The sequence below is a fragment of the Pseudomonas rosaeacicularis genome, from assembly GCF_057128745.1.
This window is the reverse complement of record NZ_JBSKHT010000004.1, coordinates 174,255-187,469: the sequence shown is the minus strand read 5'-3', so window position 1 is coordinate 187,469 and position 13,215 is coordinate 174,255. Positions and strand designations below refer to the sequence as shown.

Sequence of the window (13,215 nt, the reverse complement as noted above, 5' to 3'; positions counted from 1 at the left end):
CAGGGGTTGGCAGGTGGCACGCGGCCCATCATGGTGGAAAAAGTACCTATAAAAAACCCCCACCAGAGACGATCCTTTCAGACACTTCCTTCGCTTTCCACCACCAGAATGCGCGCCACGCCCAGCGGGTGCGCTACATGGGCGGTGCCAACCGATGCATAAAACACATCGCCGGTTTCCAGGATCGTTGATTGCTCGACGCCGTTTTCCTTGAAATACATTTCTACTCGGCCATCCAGCACGGCGAAGACTTCCTGGCCGTCATTCACATGCCATTTGTAAGGCTGATCTGTCCAGTGCAGGCGGGTGGTGATGCCGTTCATGTTGGCGATGTCCAGGGCAGCCCAGGCGCGCTCGCCGATGAAGTCCTTACTGCGAAATATCTTCACGGTTCTTTACCTTTTCTCAATTCAGCCTGCGGCAAAGATAGGCCTGGGTCTGGTACGGGAATTCAATGGTCTCATGACCTTTCAAGGCAGGGTGGGTGTCAATCAGTTCGCGCAGCTGCCGGGTGACGATGGCTTTTTCCGCTGGCGGCAGTGCTGCGATAAAGCTCACCGAGAGGAAGCGGTTCATGATCACGGTCTCGGCGCTGCCTGAGTGGGTGTAGTTGAAGCAGGTCAGTTCTGGCTGCGCGAAATGAGGCCCGTTGAAGGGCTGACGCCAGTTGCCGGTGTGAAATCGCGGCGTATCGCCTTCGTAGGGGGTGATGATGCGGGTGATCTCGGCGACCCAGTCGACAGACTCGTCACGCACGTTCCAGATCAGGCCAAGGCGACCGCCGGGCTTGAGCACGCGATGAATCTCGGTCAGTGCAGTCTCGTTGGCAAACCAGTGGAAAGCCTGGGCGCAGACGACCGCGTCGGCGCTTGAACCGGCAAGCGGAAGTGCTTCGGCGGTGCCGTGGACAATGGTGGTGTCGGGGAAGCTTTTGCTGAACTCCTGGCGCATGGCTTGCACCGGTTCGACAGCAGTGAGGTGCTCAGTCAGCGGCTTGAGGAGTCGGGTGAATTTGCCGGTTCCAGCACCCAGATCCACCAGTGACGACTGTGCATCAATGCCCACTGTGTGCTCAAGCCAAAGGCTGAGCGCTTGCGGATAGTCCGGGCGACCCTGGGTGTAAGTGCCCGCTTGCGTCGAAAATCCTACCTCAGCAGCTTTGTGAATGACTGGCATCGTCGGCGATCCTCTTCTTGGAAAAGTGGCCGGCGCATTATGCGGCAGTGGCGCACTGCAAACCCAGTGCCTTTATGAAACCTGGGAAATGCCCGTGGTCTGCGACTCATCAGCCTGTCAGTTCAGTTTCCAGAAAACCCACAAAAAAAACTGCATCCTTTTCGATACTGCCTGGATGGCCATGAATCGAGATAGCGGCACGGAGCACCAGCGCAGGGAGTGTGATTGGAGTTTGTAATTTCTGATATCCGGGCGTGATGGAAAAAAGGATTATCTATGACTAAGCTTTAGACTCAGCATCACTTACGAGTGATTGAGTGCCTTTTGTATCATCATCAAAAATGCAGAAATGTTGGCATGCTGGCCACAGTGTAAGAGGGCTGCAGACAACTGTACCCATGGTGAGTTGGCGCAAAAATGGACTGAATCTCATCATTAATAGAAAAAGGACTTTATATCATGAGTGAATTAGAAGAAGCGCTACCCATCATTATTGATATTGGCGGCGGGATGGTGAAGGCAGGCAAAGCCGGCGAGGATGCTCCGTCACATGTATTTCCCGCGGTAGTAGGAAGGCCAAAACACCAAGGAATAATGGTAGGGATGGGTCCAAGCGATGCTTATGTCGGTGATGAAGCTCTCGCTAAAATAGGTATATTGAAGCTTAGCTACCCGGTACAGCATGGGGGCGTCACTGATTGGGAAGCTTTTAATCGTGTCTTGCGTCATACGTTCTACGACGCGTTAAAGGTGGCTCCTGAAAATCATCCTGTGTTACTGGCGGTGGCCCCACTCACTTCACCGACGGATATGGAGAATATGGGTCGGATATTATTTGAAACCTTTAACTGTCCTGCTTGCTATATTGCAGATCAGGCGAAGTTGAGCTTGTCCGCAACAGGAAGAACAAGCGGAACGGTTGTTGATATCGGGGATGAGGTAAGTTTTGTCGTTCCTATCTGTGACGGGGTTGCGATTTCTACCGCCATCACGCAGATCGATATCGGAGGCCGTAATTTAACTGAGTTTCTGAACCAGTTGCTGAGCGAAAAGGGTAGTTTTTTTTCAACTGATGCGGAAAAACAAATCGTCAATGATATTAAGGAGGAACTCTGCTATGTTGCTTTGGGCTTTGATGCTGAAAAAAATAGAGCTGAAACATCCGATGAAGTTGAAATGACTTACGAATTGCCCGATGGGCTTGAGATTTCATTGGGGGTTGAGCGCTTCCAATGTCCGGAAGCGTTATTTCAGCCGTCATTTATAAATAAATTTGAAAAAGGGCTGCATTACAGCATAGTTGACAGCGTCACGAAGTGTGACGCCGCCTTGAGAAATTCACTCTATGGAAATATCGTTTTAACCGGTGGTTCGAGTTTGTTTAAGGGGATAGCAGAGAAACTACAAAAGGAACTCGTAGTGTTAGCTCCTTCCGGCGTTAACGTCAGTGTTATTGCTCCACCAGAGCGCCAGTTCATTGCCTGGATGGGTGGCTCGAAACTGGTGTCGCAGTCTGCTTTTTTGTCAAAGTGGGTGACCAGCACGGAATATGGAAAAGAAGGCCCCTCAGTTGTGAATCGCAAATGTAGGTGATTTCCAGATGACGGGCAGGTCCTCCCAACCTGTCCGCCAAATCTAAAATCCGTCAACCTCACGCATTCGTCATTCACCACCCCAGACAGACTGCGGGTGACCAGTGCTTTTTGTTCCGTCAGCTTCCCCCAATTGGCTTGTCACAAATGAGGTGAGGACGTGCAGATGGAGTGAACGCTGACGATGCTGAGTTCAAGCTCAGTTGCAGCGGTAATGAGCAGAACATTGCATTATCTGGGGCATAGACGCCATCCAGGTAAACGTTATTGTTTCGCTGCAAAGAGCGCCGCTATTTCTTCTGCGCTTTGGCTTCTGCCGCCAGGCACTCGAGGGCAAACTGTTCGGTGTACGTCATCTGAATGGGCGTGGTTTCACCCTTGACGGTCCTTTCGCCCTCGAGGATGTAGCGGATGCGCTTGTCGGTGACACCGATACGCTTCGCGATCCAAGAGGGCGTTTGTCCAATCCGCGAAATCAGCTTGTCGGCGTAGTCGGTGGACGGATTATAAAATTCTGCGTTGGGTGTCATGTGACGTCCAGATTAAGATGGGTCGCGATACATTCGGGCTTGCGTGACACGGTGCGCTAATTTTTGGAGTGTGTCGCGATTTCTGTCTGAACGAGATGCAGCGTGCTCTGGCGGTGCCCGGAAAGTCATGCGCGAGTTATGTTGCGTCAAGTGCACCTTCCGCCTCGACAATAACCACACGTTCGAACCGTCCGGCCAGCACTACGTAACTGAAAATGCCCACCAGACCATGTGCGGCGACGAACCAGAGCGCTGAGTCGAAAGAGCCTGTTTTAGCGACGAAGTAGCCGATCACCACGGGCGTGATGATCCCGGCGATGTTGCCGATACCGTTGAACACTCCGCCACTCAAGCCCACCATGCCCTTGGGCGCTGTATCGGATAACACTGCCCAGCCTACTGCTGCCAGGCCTTTGCCAAAGAACGCCAACGCCATCAATGCGATGACCATCCAGTTGGCGTCGACATAGTTGGCAGAGACCAGGCTTGATGCCAGCGCCATGCCGATGACGAACGGGGTTTTTCGCGCCCGTGACGGATGCACGCCACGGCGGATCAGATAGTCGGAAACCACGCCGCCCAACACGCCTCCAGAGAAGCCACAGATAGCCGGCATTGCCGCCACCCAGCCCGCTTCCATGATGGTCATGCCCCGACCCTTGATCAGGTAAATGGGAAACCAGGTGATGAAGAAGTAGGTCAGGGCAGTGATGCAGTATTGCCCCAGATAAATGGCCCACAGTGTGCGGTTGTTGAAGAGCTGAGCGACTTCTTTCATCTTGATTTTTGGCTTGGTGGCTTTGCGCGTCGCTTCCAGATCCACCAGTGCGCCGCCCTCGCGCATGTAGTTCAGTTCTGCCTCGGTCAGTCGTGAGTCGCTGAGGGGCTCACGGTACAAGGCGAACCAGAATACAGTCGCGACCAGGCCCAATGCGCCCATCCAGATGAACACATGCTCCCATCCCCAGGAATGTGTCAGCCAGGCCATGAGTGGGGCAAATACCACGACGGCCATATATTGAGCGGAGTTGAACAGGGCAGAGGCGGTGCCGCGTTCGCTGGTCGGGAACCAGCACGATACGATGCGGTTGTTAGCCGGGAAGGCGGGAGATTCCACAAGACCGAGCATGAAACGCATGCCGAACAAGGTCAGTGCTGCCGTGGAGCCCACGAGCCCGATCCAGCCAACGGTGCCTTGCATCATGGTAAATAGCGACCACAAAAACAGGCTGCACCCGTAGACCCTTCTCGCACCAAACTTGTCCAGCAACCAGCCGCCTGGAATCTGGCCCAGCGCGTAGGCCCAGGCAAACGCGGAAAAGATCATGCCGAGCATGATGGGGTCCAGTCCCAAGTCTTTGACGACGCCCGTACCGGCAATCGACATTGTTGCCCGGTCGGCGTAGTTGAGGACGGTGACGATGAAAATCAACGCGAGAATCACGAATCGGCGACGGCCCACACGGGCTTCTTCTATCGGGATTGCTGCGGACGCGGTCTTGGAGATCATGGGGCGCTCCTGCTTTCCTCGGTGGGAAATATTATTTTTGGAAGGGGGCAGAGGAGCACAGACTAGGTAAGCCAACGATGTTGGTCTAACATTAATACTGGATCGATTAATACAAGATTTGGATCATGGAACTCCACCAACTCCGCTGTTTCGTGATGGTTGCCGAAGAACTGCATTTCGGACGCGCAGCCAAGCGCCTCGCTATGACCCAACCACCGTTGAGCCGCCAGATTCAAATGCTGGAGCGCTCGGTGGGCGTCCTGCTCTTTGAGCGCAGTAACAGGAACGTGCAACTTACCGCCGCAGGACAGCGTTTTCTGCGAGATGCCCGGCATGTGCTGGCTTATACCGAACAGGCAGCAACAGCGGCCCGTCGCCTTGCCCGGGGTGAGGCGGGGCAGTTGCATCTGGGTTTTACAGCGGTCAGTGGCTACAAACTCATTCCTGACCTCTTGGGGCATGCGTCGCTGCAATTACCGAGTTTGAGTTTCGAGCTGCACGAGATGGTTTCAGGCGCACAGACTGAAGCGTTGGCGGCGAACATGATCGATGTCGGGTTTGTCCGGCAGGTGCCGCCACACGCAGGCTTCAACTCGGCGTTGATCCGAAGCGAGCCACTGCTAATGGTGATGGCAGATGCTCATCCACTAGCGCAGCGAGCGACGATTGCGGTGACTGATCTGGACCAACAACCTTTCGTGATGTATTCGCCCGATCAGGGACGATATTTTTACGACTGCATTGTTGGCTTGTTTGCCATGGCGGGGGTTTCGCCGCGCTATCTGCATTATCTGGGGCAGACCCATTCCATTCTCGGCCTCGTACGCGCAGGCCTGGGGATTGCGATTGTGCCAGCCGCCGCCCGTGAGCTTTATCTGGGGCAACTGCAGTTTCGTACCCTGGAAGGTGCTCAGCCTCGTTCAGAGGTCTACATGGTCTCAAGAAGCGACAACGACAACCCAGCGCTCCCACCCTTCTTGAGCATGGCGACAGACTATTTCCGCACAGTGCGTTGAAGCCTCCGCAATACCCGTGCAGTGACGGATACCGCGATGCGCTGCGAGTCCCAAAGGCCCTACGATGACCATCAACGCCCGGGAGGCCATTCTGCTGGCCGCCAGGAAAATCGCTCAGTCACAGGGTTACAATGGCCTGAATTTTCGCGATTTGGCCACTCAGGTAGGCATCAAGCCAGCCAGTATTTATTACCACTTCCCCAGCAAGGCCGATCTGGGTGTTGCCGTTGCCAGGCGATATTGGGAGGACGGTGCTGCTACGCTTGAAACCATCTCGGAACAAACCCCGGATCCCATTGAAGCACTGCACCGTTTCCCCGAGATTTTCCTTCGTTCGCTGGAGGCCGAAAACCGCCTTTGTCTGGGCAGTTTTGTGGGGGCTGAAACTGACAGTCTGCCGGCAGAAATGACTCAGGAAATTCAAGCTTTTGCGGAGGTCAATGTGGCTTGGCTGAGCAAGCTTTTGGTGGCTGCGAACGTCTGCACGCCAACTAACAGCGAAATCAGGGCGCGTGCCATTTTTTCGGCCGTTGCGGGTGCTCAACTGATTGCGAGAAGCCGTTCGGACATTGCCCTTTCTACATGTTGATCGACGCCTACCGTGCCAGCGGACCGCTGCCAGCATTACGCACTGGTGAAGAAGCGGCCTTGCTCTTGAGTGCCGCCTTTGCTAGCGCCCTTTGCGATGATTCCGGTGGTTTTTTAATTGACTTGTGTGCATATACACATATTATCTCCCCATGAACGATATCCACGGTCCCGATCTTTGCCATTGCCTCGCCGCGAGGCGCAATGCGCGATTCCTCACTCGTCTTTATGACCGGCATCTGGCCGCAGCGAGCCTGTCCATCTCGCAGTTTTCCCTGCTCGCGATGTTGGGCACGCATCCGGATATTTCAATTTCCGAACTCGCGGAGTTGATGGTGATGGAGCGGACCACCCTGGTGAGAGCGCTCAAGCCCCTTCAGACTGCGGGCCTGATTCACAGCCGCGCCGAGGGAGTTCGCTCGGCGCTGCGACTGGGTCTTTCCGACGCGGGCATGGCAAAGATAAAAGAGTCAGAACCGTTCTGGCTGGCGGCGCAGGCAGAGTACGAAGCGCATATAGGAACTGATCGAGCGCTGTCCATCCGGGCCTCGTTGTTGAGGGTTGTACCGAGCGACTGATTTTTTTTAAGCTGTACTGTGTAATTACACACATTAATTCCTAAAGTGCTCAGGAAATCGAAATTTGAAAGCTTTTCCGAACACAGACACTGGCGCTGGAGTCGATCCGGCTGACCGAATCAGCGCAATCGACTTCGTCAACAGAGTCAACCGAGTCAACTGATGCATTCGGCCGGGGCCAATGCTCCGTCTGTTCAAACCACCAGGAGTATCTGATGAAAATCGCAGGATCCGTTGTGTTCGTTACGGGTGCCAATCGCGGAGTAGGGCTTGCGTTTGCGAAGCTGGCATTGGCCCAGGGCGCATCCAAAGTCTACGCCGGCGTGCGTAGCGTCGAAGGCTTCAATGTGCCTGGCGTTATCCCGGTGCAAATTGATATCACCGATGAAGCGTCAGTTGTTGCTGCGGCGCAGAAGTGCCAGGACACAACTGTGCTAGTCAACAACGCGGGCATTGGGATTGTTCAGGACGGCGTGCTGGCCTCGAACATGATTGAGTTATCCCGACACCTGATGGACACCAACACCTTCGGCATCGTGCGCACCGGTCAAGCGTTTGCCCCGATCCTGGCAGCCAATGGCGGCGGGGCAGTGATCAACGTGCTGTCCGATGTCACCTGGTTCAGCCTGCCGGCGATGGCAGCTTACGCGGCGTCCAAAGCGGCGGCATGGAGCGTGACCAACGCCCTGCGACTGGAGTTGAGGGCGCAGCAGACCCAGGTACTTGGAGTGCATGTGGGGTTCGTCGACACCGATCTGACCAAGGATTTCGACGTGCCAAAGATCGAGGCGCACGAGGTTGCCTTTGCCGCGTACCAAGGCCTGGAAAACCAGGCGCTCGAAGTATTGGTGGACGAAGGCACTCAGAGCATCAAGTCCAGCCTGTCGCTGCCGGACGCCTTCTATTTCAATCCGCCGCAGTTCGCCTGAAGGACCGTCCCAATGAGCGAAGCGCCTTATATTCTATTGGTCAAGGCCAGGGTCAAGCCGGAGTTTCTTTCCCAGGTTCTGAACGCAGCCACAATAACCCTTGCCCAGACGCTCAAAGAGCCGGGCTGTGTCGCGTTTTACCAGACTACTCACGCCCATGACCCCCATCACCTGTGCTTCTTTGAATACTTCGCTTCGCAGGCAGCACATGCTGAACATATGGCGCAGCCCTACACGAAAGCGTTCTTTGATCTGTTGAAGGATAAGCTGGTTGTGGAGCCGGACATGCAACGATTGGCGATCATCAATTAACCCTAAAAAGAAGGTGAACATGAGTCAGCAATTGCGTGGGAAAGTCGCGGTTATCACCGGTGGCAGCTCAGGCCTTGGCCTGGCCACAGCCAAACGTTTCGTCGCCGAAGGCGCTAGTGTTTTTATCACCGGCCGTCGTCAGGATGAACTGGACAAGGCCGTCGCCCTGATCGGTGGCGATGTCGTCGGGGTCCGGGCTGACTCCTCGAACCCGGCTGACCTGGACCGGCTTTATGAAATCATTGGTTTGAAAAAAGGCCGGCTGGACATCGTGTTTGCCAACGCCGGTATTCTGGAGAAGGGGCCCTTGGGCGAGCTCACCGAAGGCTCAGTCGATCGGCTGTTCGACATCAACGTCAAGGGGCTGGTTTTCACCGTGCAAAAGGCGCTGCCGTTGATGGTGGACGGCGGCGCGATCCTGCTGACCTCTTCGATGGTTGCCAGCAAAGGCCTACCGGGCAACAGCATCTACGCTGCGACCAAGGCTTCGATCCGCAGTCTGGGCCGTGGCTGGATGGTTGATCTCAAGGCCCGCAAAATCAGGGTCAACGCGATCAGTCCCGGTGCAATCCACACCCCTGGCCTCACAGGCGCGGCGGCCGACTCGGCAGCCGCGCAAAGCATGCTCGATCACTTCGCCACGTTGATTCCCGCCGGCCGCGTAGGCGAGCCAGACGAAGTCGCGAAAGTCGCGGTGTTCCTGGCTTCCGATAATGCCAGCTACATCAACGGCGCCGACATTGCCGTGGATGGCGGCTGGACCCAGGTTTAAGCGCGCAGTCTGACCTCGTCTATTCACCTCTCAGGATAAACACATGAGCAAGTTACTCGTCACTGGCGCAACCGGTGAGCTAGGCGGGGCTACCGTCAAAGCGCTGCTGCAACGCGTGGACGCCGGGCAGGTTGTTGCCTTGGCCCGTGATCCGGCGAAAGTCGCCGGGCTCGGGCTCGGGGTCGAGGTTCGGCGCGGGGATTATTTCGATCTTGCGTCACTGATCGACGCGTTTGAAGGCGTTCAGAAGGTGTTGCTTGTGTCCGCCGTGGCCTTCACTGACCGGCTCACTCAGCACCTCAACGTCATCAACGCGGCCAAGGCGGCGGGGGTCAAACACCTCGTCTACACCTCAATCCAGCGCAAGGAAGGCTCCTCGTTCGAGATATCGATGGTGACCGAGTCGGACATCGCCACAGAGCGGGCGCTCATAGACAGCGGCCTGATCTACACCATTTTGCGCAATACGCTGTATCTGGACGTACTGCCTCTCATGCTGGGCGCTGACGTGATGGAGCAGGGCGTGCGTATGACCGACGGCCAGGGCAAGGCGCCGATGGTGGCGCGTGCCGATCTGGCCGAAGCCAACGCAGTAGTGCTCTCTGAACCGGGTCATGACAACAGGATTTATACCCTTGGCGCGAGAGAAGCGTTTTCCTTCACCGATGTCGCAAGGGAGTTGTCGATGATCAGCGCCAAGCCTGTGACGTTTATCGGCACCTCGAATGCCCAGTTTGCCGACAGGCTGATTAGCACAGGATTTCCCAAAGCGCCGGCTGAATTTATGGCCGAGTGGTCGCGAGCGGTATCAAACGGCGAGTTTGAGCAGGTGACCGGTGATCTCGAGCGCTTGATCGGTCGTGAGCCGGTTGGCTACAAGGCGTTTCTGGAAGGTGTGTACGGCGGGTCTCGCTGAACCGTCATTCCTGTGGCGAGGCTTTGAGCCAGCGACCCACCACGTCTGCCGCTTCCTGTGGCGTGGTACCGGGTAGTACCGAGAGAAACTCTTCGCCTCCCATCCGGTAGAGCGAATCAGGGGGGGGGCACATTCACGGCCACGGCTTCATGAGGCATGGCAATTGAGCGGACTTGGTTCTCGAGCATGTCGAGCGTGTGCATTCACGCAGATCGACGTTTCGAAAAGCGGGGGATGAAGCCTTGCTACCCATTCAGGCCATTGGCATGACATGGCTCAAGCGTCTCTTCATCCCCGCTCAGATTACCCTGCGGTGGTCGGCACCGGCGTGTTAAGCAATTGCTGCTCCCACAGGTACGCAATCCCGCTGCCGGCGGCATGCTGCAGCAAAACCTCTGTCAACAGGCCAGCCGTTTCAGTCCGTGCCCAATCACGCTGCCATTCCGCAGCAATTGCCAGCCACGTCATCATGTTGGCGCCTGCGGCGATCATGCGCTGAATGGCGACCTGATGGGCTTCGACCGAAATGCCGCCTGATGCGTCGGTGATCACCGTCACGTCCCAGCCTTCGCCGAGCGCCTGAATCACCGGCATGGCGACGCAGACTTCGGTCCAGAGGCCGGCGATGACCAGTTGTTTGCGGCCTGTCGCTTTGACGGCATCCACCACTTTTGGATCTTCCCAAGTGTTGATGAAGGTCCGATCGATGACCTCCTGACCCGGGAACACATCGGTGATCTGCGGGAAGATCAAACCACCGCGCTCGGCGATTACGCTGGTCAGGATGGTCGGTACGCCAAAGGCCTTAGCCGCCTTTGCCAGCGCTGTCGCATTGTTGACGACCATTTGCGGCTCATGGCTGTTCAGGTTCGTGAGTTGGTACGGCTGATGGTCGATCAGTACCAGTACCGAATCTTCTGGACGAAGCAGCGAGGCGAGGCCGTTACGAAAAGTCATTAGTGCATCCTGTGTTGTCGTTATGAGAAGGATCGGTATCGGGCAGCGTGCACCGTCGGCGTCGTTGCCTGATGACAACACTGTGCTGTTCCTGTAATCGTGGCGGTAGTCGTGTTTGGCGGTTAGCTGTGTCGCGAAATGGGGAACACTGATTTGGATATCGAAGAGCTTCAGACATTCGTTGAAGTGGCTGACGCCGGGGGCGTTTCGCCGGCAGCAGTTCGGCTTGGCGTGTCCAAGTCAATCGTCAGTCGCAGGCTGGCACGACTGGAAGCGGAGCTTGGCGTGCAGTTGCTTGCACGCTCCACTCGCGGGGCGGCGCTTACCGAAGCCGGCGCCACGTTTCGCGACTACGCAGCCAGGGTCTGCGCCGAGATGGACGTCGCCCGGGAAGCGATCCTGCCCTCCGGTGCCCTGCGCGGTCGCTTGCGAGTCGCCGCGCCGCTTTCGTTTGGCCCCACGCATTTCGCGCCTGTGCTGGCGCAAATGGCGCGGCGCCACCCAGAACTTCATATCCAGACCTGCTATAGCGATCGTTTCGTTGACCTGATCTCGGAGGGTTATGACTGCGCGATACGGGTGGGCTACCTTCAGGATTCCAACCTGATCGCAAGACGCATCGGCCCGATCGAGGGCAAGCTGGTCGCAAGTCCTGGCTATATCGAGGAACATGGTTCTCCAAAGAAGCCTGAGGAAATAAGCGCCCATCAAGCCCTGATGCAAAGTACCGAAGCCTGGCAATTTCTGGACGGCGACAAGGTCGTTTCGGTGCGTGCGCAGGGACGCTTCAAAGCTGACAACGGCGTCGCGCTGGTCGCAGCCGCCGTTGCAGGATTGGGGATCGCGTACCTGCCCAATTGCCTCATTTATGACAGCCTGGGCTCTGGGGCACTCGTACCGATCATGACGCGCTATCCGCCACCGCCTGCGGGTGCCTATATGGTCCGCCCGGCAGGCCAGCATCCGGCGCCAAAGATTCGGGTGCTCACCGAACTCTTGATCGAGTACTTCGGGACGTCTCCACACTTTGCCGGCGATGTCTCTTTGTGATCAGGCGGCTGCATGGATTTCGCGACAGAGCCGCCGATCCGACGCTCAACGCGCACTGACCTCCCATGGCGCCAGACTGATCAGCCACTCGCCCTCATTGACGATCGGGTGATTGACGATCATCAGAACGATCCCGGCGTAAGGGGCGATCAGCTCGGTTTGTGGGGCGCCGAAGATATCCTTGAGCACCCCCAAACGCTGCCCGACGGTAACTTCTTCACCCGCTGCAACCTCCAGATAAAGCCAGCCGCTGAGCGGTGCCTCGACCTTGAAAAAATTGTGCACGACCCGATTTCGGCGTTGCTTTACCGGGGGCGCAAGGTCAGCGGTCAATCCCAGAAAACGGCCGATATTCACGACGCCCTGAAAATGGAAATCGATGCATTCGGGGTCGAGCACTCCGTTCGCGCCGCCTTCGGCCATCACTGCGTGGCGTCCCAGCCAGGGCAGTTCGTTGGTGGCGCGGCCCCGATTGTTGGACTGATCGGCGTCGAATTCGACGACGGTGTCAGCGTCGAACTGATGAGCCAGCGTGCGTGTCCGCGCATCGAACTCGGCGTTGCCTGTGAGCTGGCACATCACGAACTTCGCCACCTCTTCGCGCAGGTCACCGCCGTGCAGGTCGATGAACACGGCGGCGTCTTTGGCCCACTCGTGCAAAATCTGATGGATCAGCACCTGGCTGAACGAGCCGTCGAGATCACCCGGCGAGAGAAAGTTGATGTTCTTGTCGTCCACCGGACAGACGAATTCCGAATGCTCGAACAGCCCCGGAATATTCAGCACCGGCAGGATCGACACCGAGCCGCGAAGCAATGACGCGGCGAAATGCTCCTTGAGTTGCAGTGCTGCCTCCATGGCATCGACTTCGTTGGGGTGCATGCCCGCAATGATCGCGAGGTGAGGGCCGGGAGCCTCTGCTCGAATATCGAAGTACGGCAATGCCAGTCCCGCAAGTAACGGCTGGCTGAAGACGAGCGTTCCCCATTTGAGATTGCCGTTTTCACCCAGTATTTGTTTGGTCAGTGCGGACATGGCGGATTTTCCTGAAATCATTTGAAAGGGGCATAGGCCGTGGACAAGCTCATAGGACGATGTGCTGATGGAACTGTAGCGCTTCTGCGCGGCGCGTATGAATGCGACTTGCCACCGATGACTCCGGGGGGGGGGGGCGTGTCCGATCAAATGCGGGGATTGATTTGGATGTGGGACCGGACCTGTCCGCGAAGGGGTCGGTACATTCAGCGCATCTCCATCGCTCGGACTATAGCTTTCGCGGACAGGTCCGC

Annotated in this window: 15 protein-coding genes and 1 pseudogene; 10 read left to right on the top strand and 6 right to left on the bottom strand. The window is 56.6% G+C overall.

Annotated elements, in window-relative coordinates; genetic code table 11:
• Window positions 1–77: 77 nt before the first annotated feature.
• The gene (locus ACWKWM_RS07475) at window positions 78–389 is read right to left on the bottom strand and encodes a cupin domain-containing protein (protein ID WP_483845527.1); all 312 of its coding nucleotides are present in this window, start codon (window positions 387–389) and stop codon (window positions 78–80) included.
• A gap of 16 nt (window positions 390–405) precedes the next feature.
• A complete protein-coding gene (locus tag ACWKWM_RS07470) occupies window positions 406–1,176 on the bottom strand; it encodes a class I SAM-dependent methyltransferase (protein ID WP_483845526.1) in 771 nt (256 codons plus the stop codon).
• Between ACWKWM_RS07470 and ACWKWM_RS07465 the strand changes: the two genes are divergently transcribed.
• Together ACWKWM_RS07465 and ACWKWM_RS07460 are read left to right on the top strand one after the other, a co-directional pair.
• The gene (locus tag ACWKWM_RS07465; RefSeq protein WP_483845525.1) at window positions 1,166–1,414 is read left to right on the top strand and encodes a hypothetical protein; all 249 of its coding nucleotides are present in this window, start codon (window positions 1,166–1,168) and stop codon (window positions 1,412–1,414) included. The two genes, ACWKWM_RS07470 and ACWKWM_RS07465, sit on opposite strands and share 11 nt — an antisense overlap.
• Before the next feature lie 221 nt (window positions 1,415–1,635).
• Window positions 1,636–2,769: a hypothetical protein gene (locus ACWKWM_RS07460; RefSeq protein WP_483845524.1), complete on the top strand. Its 1,134-nt coding sequence runs from the start codon at window positions 1,636–1,638 to the stop codon at window positions 2,767–2,769.
• A gap of 289 nt (window positions 2,770–3,058) precedes the next feature.
• Here the strand turns inward: ACWKWM_RS07460 and ACWKWM_RS07455 are convergent, their stop codons facing one another.
• On the bottom strand, window positions 3,059–3,298 hold the full coding sequence (locus ACWKWM_RS07455) for a hypothetical protein (RefSeq protein ID WP_483845523.1): 240 nt from the start codon (window positions 3,296–3,298) through the stop codon (window positions 3,059–3,061).
• Between the two features lie 136 nt (window positions 3,299–3,434).
• Window positions 3,435–4,808, bottom strand: a complete 1,374-nt coding sequence (locus ACWKWM_RS07450) for an MFS transporter (protein ID WP_483845522.1) — start codon at window positions 4,806–4,808, stop codon at window positions 3,435–3,437.
• A gap of 125 nt (window positions 4,809–4,933) precedes the next feature.
• Between ACWKWM_RS07450 and ACWKWM_RS07445 the strand changes: the two genes are divergently transcribed.
• The 7 genes and pseudogenes from ACWKWM_RS07445 to ACWKWM_RS07415 all read left to right on the top strand — a co-directional run bounded on the left by ACWKWM_RS07445 (window position 4,934) and on the right by ACWKWM_RS07415 (window position 9,919).
• Complete coding sequence (locus tag ACWKWM_RS07445) at window positions 4,934–5,824, top strand: LysR family transcriptional regulator (RefSeq protein WP_483845521.1); 891 nt, start codon at window positions 4,934–4,936, stop codon at window positions 5,822–5,824.
• 64 nt (window positions 5,825–5,888) lie between these two features.
• Window positions 5,889–6,448: pseudogene (locus ACWKWM_RS07440) on the top strand (TetR/AcrR family transcriptional regulator); the annotation flags it as partial.
• Window positions 6,449–6,564: 116 nt separating this feature from the next.
• Window positions 6,565–6,990 carry a MarR family winged helix-turn-helix transcriptional regulator gene (locus ACWKWM_RS07435; RefSeq protein WP_483845520.1) on the top strand — a complete coding sequence of 142 codons (426 nt, stop codon included), beginning with the start codon at window positions 6,565–6,567 and terminating at the stop codon, window positions 6,988–6,990.
• A gap of 215 nt (window positions 6,991–7,205) precedes the next feature.
• Window positions 7,206–7,919, top strand: a complete 714-nt coding sequence (locus ACWKWM_RS07430; RefSeq protein ID WP_483845519.1) for an SDR family oxidoreductase — start codon at window positions 7,206–7,208, stop codon at window positions 7,917–7,919.
• Between the two features lie 12 nt (window positions 7,920–7,931).
• On the top strand, window positions 7,932–8,231 hold the full coding sequence (locus ACWKWM_RS07425; protein WP_483845518.1) for a putative quinol monooxygenase: 300 nt from the start codon (window positions 7,932–7,934) through the stop codon (window positions 8,229–8,231).
• Between the two features lie 19 nt (window positions 8,232–8,250).
• Entirely contained in the window at window positions 8,251–9,003 is a 753-nt protein-coding gene (locus ACWKWM_RS07420; RefSeq protein ID WP_483845517.1) for an SDR family NAD(P)-dependent oxidoreductase, read from the top strand.
• A gap of 43 nt (window positions 9,004–9,046) precedes the next feature.
• On the top strand, window positions 9,047–9,919 hold the full coding sequence (locus ACWKWM_RS07415; protein ID WP_483845516.1) for an SDR family oxidoreductase: 873 nt from the start codon (window positions 9,047–9,049) through the stop codon (window positions 9,917–9,919).
• Between the two features lie 303 nt (window positions 9,920–10,222).
• Here ACWKWM_RS07415 and ACWKWM_RS07410 read toward each other — a convergent pair whose 3' ends face one another.
• Window positions 10,223–10,876, bottom strand: coding sequence for a hydrolase (locus ACWKWM_RS07410; RefSeq protein ID WP_483845515.1), 654 nt, complete (start codon window positions 10,874–10,876; stop codon window positions 10,223–10,225).
• 153 nt (window positions 10,877–11,029) lie between these two features.
• On the opposite strand from ACWKWM_RS07410, the gene ACWKWM_RS07405 reads away from it, so the two are divergent.
• A complete protein-coding gene (locus ACWKWM_RS07405) occupies window positions 11,030–11,926 on the top strand; it encodes a LysR family transcriptional regulator (RefSeq protein ID WP_483845635.1) in 897 nt (298 codons plus the stop codon).
• Between the two features lie 45 nt (window positions 11,927–11,971).
• Here ACWKWM_RS07405 and ACWKWM_RS07400 read toward each other — a convergent pair whose 3' ends face one another.
• A complete protein-coding gene (locus ACWKWM_RS07400; protein ID WP_483845514.1) occupies window positions 11,972–12,961 on the bottom strand; it encodes a succinylglutamate desuccinylase/aspartoacylase family protein in 990 nt (329 codons plus the stop codon).
• Between the last annotated feature and the right edge of the window lie 254 nt (window positions 12,962–13,215).